Source organism: Bacteroides neonati (assembly GCF_000499785.1).
GTDB classification, from domain to species: Bacteria; Bacteroidota; Bacteroidia; order Bacteroidales; family Bacteroidaceae; genus Bacteroides; species Bacteroides neonati.
The window spans coordinates 443,956-460,553 of the sequence record NZ_HG726021.1 but is presented as its reverse complement, the minus strand read 5'-3'; the positions used below and the strand labels follow the sequence as shown (position 1 = coordinate 460,553).

The window sequence follows — 16,598 nt, the reverse complement described above, 5'->3', positions numbered from 1 at the left end:
ATTTCCCAACACGTTCAAGGCCGACAGTGGACGAATATATGTCAATGCCACTCAGATGGCCAAAGGATTTGATAAATTACCTTCGACATGGCTTACGCAGTCTTCCACGACAGAGTTCAGATCTGCCCTGGTCCGGGACGGCAAATCGCTCTCGATGGAAAGCCAGGTAATGACTACTCGCGGTCATTACGGTGCAACATGGATTGAAGAACCTTTAGCGATGGAGTTTGCCCGTTGGCTCTCTCCTGAGTTTTCCGATTGGTGCAACGAGCGCATTAAGGAACTTGGTACAAAGGGATATGTAACACTTGTTCCTGCCAAACGGGAACATCGGAACTCATTCAGCGAAGCCGTTGGTAATTTTCCTGTCCCTCAAAACTTTGAAGAGGCGTTGATGCTGGCTGCCGACCAAGCCCGGAAGATACGGGAAGATGAACCCAAAGTCACTTTTTACGAAGAGTATGTCGAAGAACGCGATCATTTCAAGAGTTCCCGGATAGCGGACGAACTAGAAATCAGCACCGTACAACTACATCGGTTCTTGGCGGAGAATAACATCATCAAGTTTGAGGGTTATCGCTGGGTCGTTCACACTCCCTATCAGGCTCTTCAATGTGATGTTCCCTATATGTGGGAAAAACAGGATGGCAAGATTTACCCGACAGGTTCGGTCAAACGATGGACGCAGGCCGGACGTGAGTATATCATTGAGATGTGGCGTGAACAACACCCGGAGTTATATTCTAAGAAGCGGTAAGATGGCAGAGAATGTATTGCAAAAAATCATCCGCAAGACCGGACGAAAGCCGAGTGTTTGTAAATGCCAGGCGTGCAAGAATCAGTGTCGGACTCCATGTCTGGGAACGCCGCATGATATTTTGAAGCTAATTGAGGCTGGTTACATGGAGAACCTGAAACCGACCTACTGGTGTGTCGGGCTGATATTGGGAAAGCTGAATTACTCCATCGCTATGGTTCAGGCTGAACAAACAAACGAGGGATGGTGCGTGTTTCACAAGGACGGGCTTTGTCAGCTACATGATTTGGGCTTGAAACCGACTGAGGGGCGGCTTTCCCGTCACGATATAAAGCCGGAGAACTATGTTTTCAGCAAAGGACTGGCTTATAACGTGGCTAAAGAGTGGTTGGATAGCAGTAATTTTCCTGTAGTCCAAGAAATTTTCAGCCGTCTGGATGTCTTGGTTCAAGTTGAATCGGAGTTACTGGGGCATAGTTAAGTGTTCTTGTTTAGTTGGAAAATGTATTTGCTTTATAATCAATAAAATAGCTTTCATGTGAAAGTTCGGCAACTACCATGTATATATAATACATATATATTACCTATAACTACTACTATCAAGAATTACTAATTTCACAAGGCTTTAGACTTGTGAAACACATAGGGAGAAAAGGTATTATACCTGAACGTAAGTGAAGGTTAATACCTTTTCGACCCTCTTATTCTTCTCTTTTTATCATAGTTTCCTCTTTAGAGGGAACTATGATATTCTCCCTGTATTGTGATAAGTAACAAAGAAGACCTACAATCTCAGTTATTGTAAATAAACTCTTTCAGTATATAAATACCAATATGCAAACACTTGATTTCCAGTATAAATATTCTTTTAAAGAAAATAATAACCTTCAGGTTAATCTTTTTAGTCCCAAAATCCACTATCCAATAGGTACAACTCTCAGATTTCTTTTAACTGCTATAGATTGTCTCAAAACTCAATGAATTTATGAATAACATACAAACTTTCCAGTACGACAATAATCCGGTTTCCTTCCAGATGGGAGAAGGAACCAGAATGCTTAACGCCACCGAGATGGCGAAGAAATTCGGCAAACGTCCGGTAGATTTTTTGAAATTAGACCAAACCAACGCATTTTTAGCTGAATTTTCCAAAGTGAAGGAAATCACTTTGGCTGATTTAGTGATAGTTAAGAAAGGGGGCAATACTTCAGGTACATGGATGCACGAAGACGTTGCCCTCGAATTTGCCAGGTGGCTTTCACCCATGTTTGCCATCTGGTGCAACGACCGCATCAAGGAGTTGTTGCGCTTCGGCCTGACCGCCACCGAAGAGATGCTACTCAAAGCGGCTACCGATCCCGGCTTTGTGCTAGCTATGGTGGAGCATGTCAAGGAGAGTCGAGAGAAGAATCGGTTGCTGGACGAGAAGAATAAAGAGCTGGAAGCTCAGGTCGAGCAGAATGCCACGAAGGTGCAGTTTTACGATAACTTGCAAGAGATTCGGCAATGGGATGAGGCTGGTAAAATACACAACGTCAGTAAAATTGCCCATGAACTCGGAATGTCACCAGCGGGTCTGAATAAGCTACTCATCAAAAAGGGAGTGGCTATCAAGATTGACGGATCGTGGTATATTGCCGAAAGGCACAAAAATGCCGGTTATGCCGTTGAACGAAAGACATTCACCCAAAGGCTTAACGACGACGACGAAATGATTCCTGTTGAAGTAACTTATCTGGCATGGACGAGCAAGGGTCGAGAATTTATCCATTCACTTATCGAAAAATAACTTCTGAACTATCCGATAAGAACAGAATTACGGTCCTTCCCAAGCGGGCAAAGTGTAACAGCTTTAGCCCGCTTTTTCGTTTTAAACCTTTCTCCGAAAAAGCGGCTATTCCTTCCCAAAGGCAATTTTATGAAGACAGAGAAATTTCAAAATATCCTTGGGGAGGCAAAATGTGGAGAGGTTGCAACCATCCGCTTTTTCGGCAAAGTGACCGAAGAGTCCACTTCCCAATTCAACGCCGAGTTCGACTTTCTCGAAAACTGCGTGCGTCCATCCTTGGTTCGGGTACTAATCAACTCCGAAGGCGGTTCGGTACTGTTTGGTATGACCACTTATTCGACTATCAGTAATTCCAAGATACCGACTGAATGTGTGATTGAAGGTATTGCGGCATCTATGGGTTCTATTATCTGGGCGGCTGGTGATGTGTCTCTGATGCGTGACTACGCCATTTTGATGATTCATAACCCATTCCAGCCCGGAGAGGGTGAGGACGAGAAAGAACCCTCGGATCTTGTGAAAGCTTTTACCAAGCAAATCGAAACCATTTACCGGAAGAGATTCGGACTCAAAGCCGAACACATACGCTCGATAATGACCGGAGAAGCAGACCGGGACGGAACATTCTTCGATGCGGCTTCTGCCGTGAAAGCGGGTATCATCCCGGCTGAAAATGTCCTGCATACCTCGAAACAAATTTGCGATACAGTCAAAAATCAACTCTCAGGATTGGAAGACACTTCACGTATTCAGGACTTGATGCAAGGAATCAGTGCGGCTTTGCCTCCTGAAATCGGCATTAAACTTTTTGAAACGCAAACACCTAATCTACCCCAAACAGATAATACCCAAAGCATGAGTACAGAAAAAAACAACTCTCCAGAGTACGCCGCAGTTGCCGCGACACTGGGAATGAAAGAAAATTACGAGGTCAAGGATGTAATGGCCCGTATCAACTCCTTGGTGGCTGTCGAAGCGAAACTGAAAGAGACGGAAAAATCTCTGGCTGATGCCCAGACGGTGATTGCCGGAAAGGATGCGACCATTACCAACCTTCAAAAAGACCTTTCTACGGCAACCGCTTCGCTCACTACCTACCAACAGAAGGAGGCAAACGGGAAGAAGACAAAGAATGAAACGATGATTGAAGCGGCTATCGTGGCCGGTAAAATCTCTCGTGAAACAAAAGCGGATTGGTTGGCCATGGCCGATAGTAACCCGGAACTGGTGGAAAATACATTGAACGGTATCCCTGAGCGTGAGCAGATTTCCAAGGAGATTGCCGCTGACCCCGCCAACATCCAAGCTGCCGCCGCTGCCGCTACAACAGTCGAGGAAAAGATGGCTGAGAAAGTAACACAGGTAGTAGGCGAAAACTTCGAGTTCAAAAAGATGAAGTAGTCCATCTATATCAATTGACGTGTCGTGAGGGACACAACACCCGTAAACAGCGCATACGGTAGTGCAGATTAAGCTGATAAAAAGAATAATCAAAAAACTACCATAATGGCTGATACATTTGCACAGAACGGTTATAACGGTGAGGTACTTGAAGACCTGCTCACCTATACCGCACAGGGTAACGACACCTACAAGGAAGGTCTTATCCATATCAAAGCCGGAATCCAGCACAAGTACACGCTTCCGGCCATCAAATTAGGTGACATTATTCAGGATAATGTTCCCACCCCTACAAGTAACCACGGTGCCAAAGGTGCCAATGGCGAGAATGAGTACACGCTTACAGAGCGTTACCTTGAACCTTCCGACTTTATGGTCTATCTGGAGTTTAATCCTCGCGACTACGAAAAGTATTGGAAGTTCGCGCAGCCTGATGGTAATCTGGTATTCCGTGAACTCGACCCAAAAGTTCAGGCAACGATGCTTCGCCTGTTGATGGACAAGAAGAACGAGTATATTGGAAATGCCATCTGGACTGCCGCCAAGGGAGGCGCCGCCAGTGCAGGTGTCACTGCTCCGGCAGACTCTATTCAGATTGGTCGTGGCAAGGAGAAGTATTTCGACGGTGTTGTGAAACGCATCATTGACAACGTGAATGCCACCGATGCCGAAACCATAGCCGGAGGGCAGTGCATCGTATCGGGTAATACCGAGTTGACAGATGGTGCGGCGGTCGAAAAGGCGTTGTATGCGATGTGGAAGAAGTGCCCCAAGCAGATTCGTAAAAAGACCAGCCTTGCCTTTGTGATTGGCTGGGATGCGTGGGACGCTTATGACCAGTATATTTCCGATAAGCAGGTGAAATACTCGGAAAATACCGAGGTGAACCGCTACCGCTTTAAAGGCAAGCGCATCATTCCGATTGTCGGCATCCCTGAGCACACCATCGTCCTGGGTGAGTTCTCGACCGGCATGGAATCAAATCTTTGGATGGGCGTTGACTATGCGAATGATGCGGAGGTTCTGAAGATTGACCGCCTGCAATCCAACTCTGAACTCTTCTTCTTTCAAATGCGCATGAAGATGGATATCAACCTTGTACGTCCGGGTGAAATCGTAGTCCACACTGCCTACAAGAAGACTGTCTAAGACTCACTATCATTCATCAACGGGGAGGTGGAGCAATCTCCATCTCCCTTTTTCAAATCCAGAAGAATCATGGCTAAACAGAAAAATCAAATAGAAGAAAATGCGGCTCCGATAGAGGGAGCCGAGGCCTTTCTGGGAGCAGAAGCAGATACCACAGCTCTCACATCCCAACAGGAACCTGCGACAGCACCGGCACCCGCTCCCTCCCCTGAAAAAGGGGAAAAGAAATCGGTGGCAGAAGAACCGGATAGCTACACGCTTGATGTACTCAAATCATTCCCGATGAATGAATCCCTGTACGTGGACAAACACGGAGGAGCCTTTACCGCTGATACCCCCAAATTAATCCGAGGTAATGCGGTACTTTATAAAAACCCCTTTTACAAAAAATAAATCATGGCATTAGGAAATGTAATCATAAAAGACGTTGACGGGAATATCCCGTACAGCGGTGTATCCGGTCAGGAAAAAGTGACCGGGTTGCTCTTCGATGTTTCTCTCCAACCCGAACTCTTCACTGCCGGGTACGGAAAGAACAATGAGAGTAAACTTAAACTAAACGATGTCCTGTATGTAACGAATTTCAAATCGGCGATTAAGGATTTTGGTATCATTGAGCGCATAGAAACCACAGAGGATGACGAGAACAACGTCAATTTCCTACATGGCATTCCTGCGTATCATATCCGTGAGTTTTTCCGTATGTCCGGCAATGTGGATGGTAACGGCAAACTCTACGTGATGTTTGCTGATTGTTCGGCTTCATGGGACGCTATCGATGCGATGCAGCGAGTAGCCGGAGGAACCATTAACCAGCTTGGTATATGGACAGAACAACCCCTGTGGAAGTTGAACGGTGCAGAGGAAAAGTACAACCTCAATATCGTTAAAACCCTCAATGGCAAAGCGGTGGCAATGGCTGACCAGCATCAACCTTTGTCAATAGTGCTTTCGGCTAACCCGTCTAATACAGGTAGTAGCACGAGCGAGGGTAAACAGATTGACTTGAATAAGATCCCGACCGCTATCTGTGAGTCGAGTCGTATCAGTGTTATTTTCGGTCAGGCTCGTAGTTCGAAGGTGTTGACGATGCAGAAACGCAATGTGAACAACACTCCGGTAGGATTTATCGGCGCGATGATGGGAGCTGTTGCTCGTGCAAATGTTCAGGAATCGGTGGCTTGGGTTAAGATGTTCAACCTCTTTGATGATGACTTCCAAGATATTGAGTTAGGCTTCGGAGACATTAATCTGACCGGAGGAGATGAGTTTGTAAGTCTGAATATGTACGAATCGTTGTCGCCGGTATTGCTTGATGACTTGGATGAGAAAGGCTACATCTTCCCGATGAAGTATGCCGGACGTGAGAACGGCATCTACATCAGCAAAGACCAAACTTGCTCAATTGGGGACTATCGAACTATTGCCCGAAATCGTACTATCAATAAGAGCCGTCGTTCCGTGCGTGCCACTTTACTGCCTTATGTGAACTCACCTCTAATGGTCAATCCAGCAACAGGCTTCCTTGCTCCATCTAAGATTTCAGCCTTTAAAACCCTCATCGGTGATATCCTTGCTAAGATGCAAGCGGCTCAGGAGATCAGTGGTTATGCTGTCAATATTGACGCAAACCAGAACGTGCTCATTGATGACACGCTGCGTATCTCCTATGTGATTGTTCCGGTAGGTGTGGCAACGAAAATTTATGTTGAGGAGGGCTTATCACTAACCGCTAAATAATTAATGATATGGCAATTATAAATAATGTAGCTTACTCATGGTCAATGATTACCCTCTCATCGACTGCCCTTGGAATCGAGGAAGGAAGTACCACGCTTGAGGGTGTCTCCGGAATCAAGTGGAACAAGAAACGTAAGATTGAATCAAACTACGGTATGGGAGGAAAGCCTGTCTCACGTGGTTTCGGAAATATCTCCTATACCGCATCAATCACGATGGATTATGCCACTCAACAGATGCTTAGATCTACCTATGGTTCATTGATGGATATTGGTGAGTTTGACTTGATCGTGTCGTTTGCCAATCCAATGGCATCGGATGACTGGGCGACTACCACCGTCACACTTAAGGGGTGTATTTTTGCAGAGGATGGTATGGAGAGCCAGCAGGACGATACGAACATCACAAAGGAGTTCGATTTGAACCCGTTTGACATCCAGATTGGCGATGGCGATACGATTTAAACTTTTCTGAAAATAATGCCTATTCTATCTGTGAAAGTTTGATACACTTTTTGTTCATCGTTTTAATTTTATTGGTTGAAGACCGTCGCTCGTGAGAGTGGCGGTCTTTTAAAATCAACCAAATTATGCAACAAGGGCTATTCTGGGTATACATAAACACATTATTAGAATGAATGTAACTTTTGAAGGCAATTCTGCGACAGGTAAGAATCAATGGCTGACTCCACCGGAACTATTAGCTAAACTTGGGCAATTTGATTTAGACCCCTGCGCTCCGATAAACAGACCTTGGCCAACAGCAACCCAACATTACACAATCGAGGATGACGGATTGAAGCAACCGTGGTTTGGAAGATGCTGGGTGAACCCACCCTATGATACTCAGCTTATCATTCAGTTTATAGAGCGATGTGTCGAACATAAAAACGCCATTGCTTTAACTTTTTCCAGAACAGAAACCAAGCTCTTTCAGGAACTCATTTTTAAGAAAGCACATTCGATACTCTTTATCAAGGGGCGATTATCGTTTCATCATGTAACGGGCGAACGTGGCGGTACAGCCGGAGCACCATCATGCTTGATTTCTTTCAATGAAGTCAATAGCGAGATATTGAAAAGCTGTGGTATCAAAGGGAAATTCATCTTGCTCTAAACCTTTTGCAAAACATACTCCTACTCTGAGAGTGAACATTAATATTCAAAATCATGGAAGAAAAATCATTGACACTGATCCAAGAGGAGCAAATCAGAAAAAGAGCATTGGAATTGAAAGCAGAAAAGAAACTGCGTAAGGTTTATCCGATGGTAGTCTTCGGCGATACGGACTGCGAAGAAAAAGAACTATACGTGGCTTATCTTGCCGAACCTACATTCCCACAGTTCAGCAAATTCATGGCTGCCTCAAAGAAGGATGAGGTCACAGCGATGCGTACCCTTGCCAAAGACTGCTTTATCGACGGAGATAAAGAGCTCGTAGATAACGAATCTCTGTTTCTGTTCGGCCTGATGGGACAGTTGTCTGAAATCATCACCACCCGTCAAAGTACACTGGTGGGTTTATCCAAAGCTGGGAAGTAAGCGACGAGCAACGCATCCGTCAGCGGATTATCTACATCCGCCACTACTTTCCCGGCGTGAACTTAAATGACATCTCGGATGAAGAGTTTGCAATGCTTTCCGAGGAGGCTCTATGGCTACATCAGCAGATGACCATGAGTCGCGTGAGTAACACATTTCTTGCACAAACACAAAATCCTTAATTGACTCTTGCCAAGCTCCTGTCGGACAATTCTGACGGGGGCTTATTTTTTTAATCGGATTTGATGTTCTGGGGCTATTCTACACCAAAATCAGACTTATGGCCCAAGAACAAAATTATACGGTCAGTTATAAAATAGATGTAGAAGCCACTCAAGGTACGCGACAGGTTCAAGATTTTGCCAATGCGGTAAAAAGCTTGTTGATAGCGAAAAACGACATTACCCCTGCACTTACGAACATCAAGAACATGATGTCTGAGATTGATAGGGTATTTCGGACCAAGAGCGGCAAAAAACGGGATTATAACTTTAAAGTAAATATTGAGACGAGTAAGACCGAAGAGAAACTTACCCGTGTCAAAACCTTACTATCCGAAATAGGGGAATTATCCAAAGGAATCAATCTGACCATCAATGCCGGTCAGCCTTTGGATTCCAAGACGATAAAAGCCAAAGCTAAGACGCTCTTGGATAAAAAGTTGGCAGAGGAGCGAAAGGCGGCTATTGACAAAAGTGCTGCTGACTCCGTGCGGACGATGATGGATAGCCAGAAGAGCATCACTAAAGTGGTTGGCAAAATCAATGCTGCACTGGTCTCACTTGAGAAAGGCAGAGAGGTTAATATCAAAACCGATGTCGCCAAGCAGCGTCTTCAGGAAATCCTTGCTTTGATGAATCAGATAAAAGGAGCCTCAAAGATGACTCTCGGTATCGGTATGGGGTCTCCCGGCAAAGGAACAACAACCGTTGCTCCAAATCATATCAAACCGCCTTTTGTCTATAATCCTCAGCGGGATTATGTGATGCCGCAGGCAGTATCGGATAAATTGCAGGAAAGGCTTATAACCGGGCGTGCGCTCAGGGCACAGAAATCTGAGTTCGCCCGTGCTGATGAGGCTGCCAAACTGAATATGCAGCGAGCCCTTATTGAGGCTAAAGGCAAGGAATGGGATCGTCAACGTATTGCCAGAAGCAATGAAACAAACCAGCGGCGTGCGGAAGCCGAAGCTGCCAAAGCTATCCGTGAGAAGACCCGACGACAAGAGCAAAGTGCGGCACAGGCAGTAACGGCAGTAAGGCAGCAACAACGAGCAGCCACACTTGGACAAACCAACAAACAGCGGGCGGCCATTAACCGTCTGCAATATGTTCGTACCCCGTCCATCCGTAACCTGCCGATGATGCACATGTTCAATGCCTACGCTATGTATGGCATGATGCGCAGTCAGATTACTCAGGCGGTTGAGTATTCCAACATAATGACTTCGGCTCAGAGTATTCTGCGTGTAGCCGATAATGACTTGACCACCTTTGAAAATCGTTTTGCGAAGATGGCTCTCTATGTTCGTAAAATCGGCGTTGAGACCAAGTTTACTGCTGTTGAGGTCGCCGGAGCGGTCAAGTACCTATCAATGGCTGGTATGGGTATAGAGACCATCAATGAGTCAATCCGACCAATCACCAACCTTGCACTCATAGGCGATAATGATGTATCCCAAATAGCCGACCTTGCCACTAACATTATGGCCGGGTATGACATAAAGAGTAACAGCATGAATTCAGTTGCCGATATTCTGGCTTCGACTATTTCCCGTTCGAATGTGAATGTGATCGAGATGGCTGAATCTTATAAAATGGCAGCAGGTTATATGCGTTTGGCTGGCGTGGAGTTCTCCGAAAGTTCGGCGGCTATCGGTATCTTAGGAAACATGGGTGTCAAAGGTACTATGGCCGGTACTGCTTTGCGTGCGATGGCGACCCGTTTTGCCAAACCTACCAAAGAGTCCCAGAAGACCCTTGACCGATTGGGTATGAAGTTTACTGAGTATCGTGACATCTATGGCAAACAGGTTGAGAAACTGCGCCCGTTAGCAGAGATTTTCGAGGAGTTGAATGCCAAAGGTGCAACAATGGGTGATATGCAGGCTATTTTTGGCAAAATCGGTGGTAACGCTGCAATGATGTTTGTCCGTAACTACGATCAACTCCGTACTCTTACCACGCAAAATAGCGGCTCACATGGTATATCTTCAGAATTGGCGAAGGTGAAGCAGGACAATACCAAGGGGCTCTGGGCTCAGGTCACTTCTCAATTTTCCGAGTCGTTTATGAAGGGATATGACACATTGGAGCCTGTCATCAAAACAACTCTCCGGGATTTCTTGGAAAAATTCAAAACAGCAGAGTTTTCGAAAGGACTGGCCTCTATCGGTCAATCCATACTTAATATCCTGTCTTTGCTTGGGAATGTCGCAACTTGGTTTACACGCAATTTCCATTGGATAGAGCCTTTGTTTTTTACCGGATTTGTAGCGACGCGACTTTTTAAACTTGCGGGAGCCCTGACGAACGTTGGTGTAGCCTTGGGTTACATCGGCAAGCAGTCGGTCGCAGGTTCGGGACTTCAAATGATTTCTTCTTTGGTCGGACTGGGAGGAGGTAAATTATCTTTTGCCAACAAAAGGTCTATCGTTACGGCTCTGAGTGCTGCCGGAGTAACGGGAAAAGGAGCTATGACTCAGGCATTGATGTCCGGTGCCGGAGGCATTGCCGGGCGTAGCGGATTAGGATTATTTGCCACTCAGGTAGCTACCGGCAACGGATTGATTGGAGCAAGTGCTTCTATTGGTGCTTTAGGTGCCGGAGCAGTCGCGGCAACAGTCGGTATCGCGGGATTGATTGGAGCTTTGGGTTGGGTCGCTTACAAAACATGGAAGGTAAAAGAAGCCAAGGATGCTGTATTGGAAGAGATAGTCGCCAATGAGAAATATCGCTATCCGTCTATCGATGCACTGAACGCCTCTCTTTCCAAAACCTACCAGAATGCGTTGGATGCAAAGAAGGCGGTTGATGAATTGACTGCCGGAAAAACGATCGAAGAGTCATCTGGACATAAGATTGGAGCCTTTACCGGTAACTGGTGGGCAGCGTTCTTAAACCCATTTGCTCTGGCCGGACAAGCTGAATACGGAGGCACTTCTATTGATCGGTACTCTTTTGCGGATGCCCGGCAGGACGATACACGCAGTGCGATATTGACTCTTGCCCGTAAGGATAGCCAGGCTCGTGTAAACTCAGCGTATGCCGCATTGGGGAAAGCCCGAACAGATATTGAAATCGGGGCATTTATCCAGAACATACAAAAGTCTTTCGGACAAGACACACCCAAGCCGGATGGTACACTGTGGACACAAGACAAAGCAGGGAACATTACCTACAAAAAAGGCATTGGCGACTTAAAAGACTCTGATGCCCATAAGCTTCCGCACTATGCCCAGTATATGAATGGCACAGTGGTTCCTCAAATCAACCTGATAGCAACCCGTTATCGTCAGATTATGTCTTCACAGGCTGCGGCACAGGCGGCAATGGCATCGGGAGGTTTTAAATTCGACCTGCTTGCACAGAATGGATTTGTTCAAGACAAAAATGGCAACTGGGTTCAAAAGACCTTGGACAAGAATGCCACAGACAAGCAACGAGAAGATGCGCTGGCCGACTACCAAGAGGTACACGATAAGGTCGTGAAGTTCACTGCCTCCCTTCGTCAGACATGGGGCGGTTCGGCAGAAATAGCCGAGAACATTATGAAGAAAGCCGGGTTTACCCGTTCGCTCTATTCCAATGAGCCGGACATGGCAGATCCCCAACCTTTCAATGCCAACGGCATCACCTATAACTCCGGTGATCCCGATGACGGCATGGCAGGCGGTAACTACTCCGGAACAGGGAAACTTTCGTCGGCTGCACCTAAACAAGTCATCGTCAATATCACTAATCTACTTAGTGTCGAAACTATTAAGTTACTCAAATCGGAAAACGGGCAATCACCGGAGATACAGAATCTGAAAGAGCAAATGGCACAGGCACTGATTGATGTGGTGCATGACTTCGACGCATCGTGGAACGGATAAAATTTAGAATATGAGTAGATTATGGAATATAGGTAAATCGGTTCTGCTAAGTGGTGGAATCATCAGTAATGGTTCGTTGGGCGGCTATATCAGTAATGCTGCCCGACGTGCTATTGGTATGGGGCTAGCGGAGTTTCAAGACGGAGCGGTTCACTACTTCTCGAAAGACAGGGAGGTATTAAAACGAGCCTTGATTCAGACAACTTCCCAGTTGGCATACGGGGCGTTGCGCTCATATCCACGTTTCCTGCAATACTGGGAGCAAAAAGAACGTGATAAATACCTGCAAACCAAATCTCAGACCAGCATTGCCAACAAAACCGGGCAATACTACCAGCTTATCTCCGAACAACAGGCCGTCGCTAAGAAAAAAAGTTATTCGGATAGTATTGTCGGACGTGTGGTGGCAGACTATCTGGAGCTGGTCATATCGGGTGAGGGAAACTATTTCAACTCGAAAAGCGGTAAAGTAGAAGCCAACAGCAATTATGGGTTGGTAGAGTTTGTCGATTTGCAGCCTGTGGTGCAAGTCAGCAGTAAGAATAATATCCTGATGACACAGGTTCAGGGACGTGATTATACCCGTAAGGAGTTTATATCGGGTGGTGATTTGGAAATATCCATCAATGGGAAAATTACAAGCAAGTACCCCGATGTTTATCCGGAAGCCGAAGTATCGAAGTTCTTGAAATTGATGCAGTTTAAAGGTGTGATTGACTGTGATAACACGGTTCTTCGTCAATTCAACATTGACAAACTGATTATCTTGAACTATTCGCTTCCGGCTACGGATTGTCGCAATATCCAACCTTACACGCTTTCGTGTATAGCGGTAGAGCCTTCGGAGAGCATACAGTTGAAAATAGCTGCTGAGGAGAAAGTGGATGTTGCCATCAAGCATTCAAACAAGTGGATCAAGTATGCCAAACTGGGTGCTGAAACTATCGACCCGTCATCACTGCTTAAAATCTCGAAACTATGGGTATAGATATGTTGGATGTTTTATGCTGCCGGATTACCATCGGAGATGCTGATCCCAGTAATCCGATGGCAATACAGAACCCCATCGTACTGACCGAAGTACAGGAGATAGAGATTGAAGAAAGTTATAAAAAACTGATAGGTACGGCGAAGATTGTCTTTCCCAAGGGAACGGTCTATCAGAGTACCCTCATAGGAAATGCTACCATTGAGGGCAAGGATGCCGGTAGGATTACAACCGAGATTATGCAGGACGGGGTAATCGTTGAAAAGCGCACCTCGCAGCAAGCCATGAATGAAACTTCGTTCTGTATCGGGCAACGGGTGAATATCAAGCTCGGCTACAACGGTGTGTTGAAGAATATGTTTGACGGGTATATCTCCGCTTATAATTCCGACAGCCAGTTTGAGATTCAGTGCGAGAATATGGCTTATAAACTGAAACTGAAACAGGCTCCCAAGTTTGAGACCAAAGCGTCGGTTAGTGTGAACGACGTACTGGGCGAAAAGTACGGACTACTGAAAGATACAGGCTTTGAGATTCACTCTGACACAAAACGGTTTGATATTCAGATAGGCAAGGTGAAGATTACCGATAACTTTACAGTTGCTGACATTCTGTCTGAATGGAGCAAATATAAGGTATATTGCTTTTTGAAATATGATGAAAACTCACCAGACAATATGCCGACCATTGCCATTGGCCGTCCGTACTCATCATCCAAAAGCCAACCCGTTTTTCCGAAGGATAGCGAGGCGAAGCCTTTCAAAATCTATTTCAACTACCACGTTGCGAACAATGATTTGAAAATTGTGAAGACCGACCCGAAGTTTCTGGCTGTCACAGGCAAGGCATTGGGTGCGGATGAGAAGTTTTTTGAAGTTACGGTACGCATGAATCCTGAATATGCCCCGGCAGTCAAAGGAAGTAAAGAGTTCCAGACCGTCAATGCCACTCAAATTAGCAAGAAGACCCATAAGGTGACAGGCAATACAACTGCCGAAGGTACTAATACCAAGACCAAGGTCGATTTGAGTACTTACACGATTGTGCCGTATATGTCGCCTAACATGAAAATCAACTCTGACAAGTTGGTTGAAGAGACGATAGAATATTTTCGTAATTACAACCTGAACGGCATTACCGGACACTTAACTTTGTTCGGTGATTTGGCACTGAACACTGCCGTTCAAGTGGAACTGATTGATGATCGCAACCCTTCCAAAAATGGAATTTATCTTGTGGAAGAGGTCACTACCACTTTTGGGACAAGTGGGTATAGACAAAAGATAACTATTCCTTATCGGATATCAAAGTCTCCGGGAACATAGGTGGTATTGAGAAAAAAAACTTATAGAGTTAAGTGTTTTGACAGTTTCTCAATTCCTACATTAAACTTTTGAGGATTACTTTTTTTTAGATTTAATATGTTTTGCAGCTTCCATCTAACTGACGGAAAAAGGCTCAAGTTTCCCGCGCAGCATTTACTCCAATCGGGCTCACCACGTTCAAAGGAAAGCAGGAACTCTTTGTCTTCGGTAGTCATACTCTCATTTACCTGTTTTATCAAATCAACCCTTGCTTGCTCAAAATCTTCATAGTCGAAAGTAGTATCAGTCATTCCCTTGAATTGACTTTTCAAGGCTTCACTTTGGTCTATCGGATTAGGTTGTAACGATTCGATTATCGGCTTGTCGCTTCCGAGTAGGCAAAATATCACCCCATTTTTCACATCACTAAATGATTCCAGTTCCATATATTTGCAGTCGAACAGATCTCGTGGATGCTGGCGACTCAAAGCGGCAGATATTTTACCTCCATATAATTGAGAGAAAGGAACGATCTTAGCCCGGCAACTCATATTGAACTCAGCTCGTGCCTTCGGGCAAAGTTCTCTATCTTCTACTTCTCCAATAATACCACGCTTAGTACCATTCACTTCAATCTTTACTGTAGCTCCGTCTTTCGTACAAAGTAATTTCCATACGGCAGGTTTAGGGACTACGCGTATACCAGGAATAGCTTTCTCTATACTTGTTTTTAACTCAAGCAGAATGCGGTTAATATCGGCCATACTCTCCTCGCGCTCTTTTAAAGGTAGGTATGTTATATCCAAATCGACCGAGTATCTGGACAAATCCCTAACAAATAGGTTAATAGCCGTTCCGCCATGTACGGCAAACTCTTTAATAGGGTAGATAAGAGGTATAATTCTGATAAGCAATCCTACCTGCTGTTTGTACAATTCATTCATAGTCGTATAACTCTTTTGGTACTGTTATTTTGTATTCAGGTATATAGACTCCGTTTTTCGATAGTTGATATTTTGATGTACCGAGATAGATTTTACTTTTATCTAACATTTCAAACCAGTAGTGTCCTGCCTTTTGAGCCATATAGAGGAACATACGCTTAACTTTGAGATTATCGGTATTCTCTAACATAGATTGTAATACCTCTGGCCTGAGCGTTGTCAGTTGCTCCATTATATAGTATAAGTCCATATAGGTATAGTGTGTAGGTGTCAGCAAGAGACACTCTAAAAAAGCTTGCTCCGGAGCGGCTATCGCTATCTCAAACCCCTCTTCTATTCGATTGAAAAATTGTGGTTTTGAAAATGTATTGGTGGAGAAAAATTGCAGTTCCCTTTCGAAGACACAGGTTCTCAACCAATTTGGAGGAACTTCAGAAACAGGATGTCCAACCATAAGAAGCGGCCTACCCATAGGCACAAAGTGGCTGAATCCGGAGAGTTCTAATGCCGAATGAGCTCCGACATGTAAACATTTACCCATTTGCTCGTTGTAGCTCGCAATTGCTCCAAAAGAGCGAAGTTGCCCTCCGGTTCTATACATCACCCCCTTTGAGAGCGATTCCAACCAACCTGAACTACGATATCGCTTAAGTAACTGATTAGAGTAACCTTTTTTTTGCAGATAGGCCGAAAAAAAGAGTTTCCCCTGCTGTTCCGATTGCAATAAGCGGTTAAGTTTATTTGAAGTATCTATACTCACGGTGTATTATTATAAATAATTTCTAACCGCAAAGATAGCAAGTATAATTCCATTCTACAAACAAATCGGTTATATTTATTTTGCAACAGTATACTTTTAGTTTATTTCTATGCTCTAAATGAAACTGCA

At 45.0% G+C, this 16,598-nt stretch carries 15 protein-coding genes; 13 read left to right on the top strand and 2 right to left on the bottom strand.

Annotated elements, in window-relative coordinates; all coding sequences use genetic code 11:
• From TY03_RS11330 to TY03_RS11270, 13 genes are all read left to right on the top strand, one after another.
• Positions 1-757: KilA-N domain-containing protein (locus tag TY03_RS11330; RefSeq protein ID WP_042370223.1), on the top strand; the 757-nt coding region annotated here is incomplete at its 5' end.
• Position 758: 1 nt separating this feature from the next.
• Positions 759-1,238: a hypothetical protein gene (locus TY03_RS11325; protein ID WP_042370033.1), complete on the top strand. Its 480-nt coding sequence runs from the start codon at positions 759-761 to the stop codon at positions 1,236-1,238.
• 504 nt (positions 1,239-1,742) lie between these two features.
• Positions 1,743-2,546, top strand: a complete 804-nt coding sequence (locus tag TY03_RS21890) for a KilA-N domain-containing protein (RefSeq protein ID WP_024996410.1) — start codon at positions 1,743-1,745, stop codon at positions 2,544-2,546.
• Between the two features lie 129 nt (positions 2,547-2,675).
• Positions 2,676-3,947 (top strand): Clp protease ClpP, encoded by a 1,272-nt coding sequence (locus tag TY03_RS11315; RefSeq protein ID WP_024996411.1) that lies wholly within the window; start codon positions 2,676-2,678, stop codon positions 3,945-3,947.
• A 105-nt stretch (positions 3,948-4,052) separates the two neighbouring features.
• A complete protein-coding gene (locus TY03_RS11310) occupies positions 4,053-5,096 on the top strand; it encodes a hypothetical protein (protein ID WP_024996412.1) in 1,044 nt (347 codons plus the stop codon).
• A 69-nt stretch (positions 5,097-5,165) separates the two neighbouring features.
• Entirely contained in the window at positions 5,166-5,489 is a 324-nt protein-coding gene (locus TY03_RS21475; protein WP_024996413.1) for a hypothetical protein, read from the top strand.
• A 3-nt stretch (positions 5,490-5,492) separates the two neighbouring features.
• Positions 5,493-6,836 (top strand): DUF2586 family protein, encoded by a 1,344-nt coding sequence (locus TY03_RS11300; protein ID WP_027317985.1) that lies wholly within the window; start codon positions 5,493-5,495, stop codon positions 6,834-6,836.
• Positions 6,837-6,844: 8 nt separating this feature from the next.
• Positions 6,845-7,300, top strand: coding sequence for a hypothetical protein (locus tag TY03_RS11295; protein WP_024996414.1), 456 nt, complete (start codon positions 6,845-6,847; stop codon positions 7,298-7,300).
• Positions 7,301-7,469: 169 nt separating this feature from the next.
• Entirely contained in the window at positions 7,470-7,952 is a 483-nt protein-coding gene (locus tag TY03_RS11290) for a DNA N-6-adenine-methyltransferase (RefSeq protein WP_024996415.1), read from the top strand.
• A 53-nt stretch (positions 7,953-8,005) separates the two neighbouring features.
• On the top strand, positions 8,006-8,377 hold the full coding sequence (locus TY03_RS11285) for a hypothetical protein (RefSeq protein ID WP_024996416.1): 372 nt from the start codon (positions 8,006-8,008) through the stop codon (positions 8,375-8,377).
• Between the two features lie 280 nt (positions 8,378-8,657).
• A complete protein-coding gene (locus TY03_RS11280) occupies positions 8,658-12,473 on the top strand; it encodes a phage tail tape measure protein (RefSeq protein WP_027317986.1) in 3,816 nt (1,271 codons plus the stop codon).
• Between the two features lie 10 nt (positions 12,474-12,483).
• Complete coding sequence (locus tag TY03_RS11275; protein WP_024996417.1) at positions 12,484-13,461, top strand: DUF6046 domain-containing protein; 978 nt, start codon at positions 12,484-12,486, stop codon at positions 13,459-13,461.
• Entirely contained in the window at positions 13,452-14,786 is a 1,335-nt protein-coding gene (locus TY03_RS11270) for a hypothetical protein (protein WP_024996418.1), read from the top strand. Before TY03_RS11275 ends, TY03_RS11270 begins: the two co-directional genes overlap by 10 nt.
• Before the next feature lie 20 nt (positions 14,787-14,806).
• Here the strand turns inward: TY03_RS11270 and TY03_RS11265 are convergent, their stop codons facing one another.
• A complete protein-coding gene (locus TY03_RS11265) occupies positions 14,807-15,709 on the bottom strand; it encodes a nucleotidyl transferase AbiEii/AbiGii toxin family protein (protein ID WP_024996419.1) in 903 nt (300 codons plus the stop codon).
• Entirely contained in the window at positions 15,702-16,469 is a 768-nt protein-coding gene (locus TY03_RS11260) for a type IV toxin-antitoxin system AbiEi family antitoxin (protein WP_027317987.1), read from the bottom strand. Before TY03_RS11260 ends, TY03_RS11265 begins: the two co-directional genes overlap by 8 nt.
• Between the last annotated feature and the right edge of the window lie 129 nt (positions 16,470-16,598).

Bases quoted from the DNA above. Each gene is read 5' to 3' on its own strand.
- TY03_RS11325 (WP_042370033.1), top strand. From the start codon at position 759: ATGGCAGAGAATGTATTGCAAAAAATCATCCGCAAGACCGGACGAAAG.
- TY03_RS21890 (WP_024996410.1), top strand. From the start codon at position 1,743: ATGAATAACATACAAACTTTCCAGTACGACAATAATCCGGTTTCCTTC.
- TY03_RS11315 (WP_024996411.1), top strand. From the start codon at position 2,676: ATGAAGACAGAGAAATTTCAAAATATCCTTGGGGAGGCAAAATGTGGA.
- TY03_RS11310 (WP_024996412.1), top strand. From the start codon at position 4,053: ATGGCTGATACATTTGCACAGAACGGTTATAACGGTGAGGTACTTGAA.
- TY03_RS21475 (WP_024996413.1), top strand. From the start codon at position 5,166: ATGGCTAAACAGAAAAATCAAATAGAAGAAAATGCGGCTCCGATAGAG.
- TY03_RS11300 (WP_027317985.1), top strand. From the start codon at position 5,493: ATGGCATTAGGAAATGTAATCATAAAAGACGTTGACGGGAATATCCCG.
- TY03_RS11295 (WP_024996414.1), top strand. From the start codon at position 6,845: ATGGCAATTATAAATAATGTAGCTTACTCATGGTCAATGATTACCCTC.
- TY03_RS11290 (WP_024996415.1), top strand. From the start codon at position 7,470: ATGAATGTAACTTTTGAAGGCAATTCTGCGACAGGTAAGAATCAATGG.
- TY03_RS11285 (WP_024996416.1), top strand. From the start codon at position 8,006: ATGGAAGAAAAATCATTGACACTGATCCAAGAGGAGCAAATCAGAAAA.
- TY03_RS11280 (WP_027317986.1), top strand. From the start codon at position 8,658: ATGGCCCAAGAACAAAATTATACGGTCAGTTATAAAATAGATGTAGAA.
- TY03_RS11275 (WP_024996417.1), top strand. From the start codon at position 12,484: ATGAGTAGATTATGGAATATAGGTAAATCGGTTCTGCTAAGTGGTGGA.
- TY03_RS11270 (WP_024996418.1), top strand. From the start codon at position 13,452: ATGGGTATAGATATGTTGGATGTTTTATGCTGCCGGATTACCATCGGA.
- TY03_RS11265 (WP_024996419.1), bottom strand. From the start codon at position 15,709: ATGAATGAATTGTACAAACAGCAGGTAGGATTGCTTATCAGAATTATA.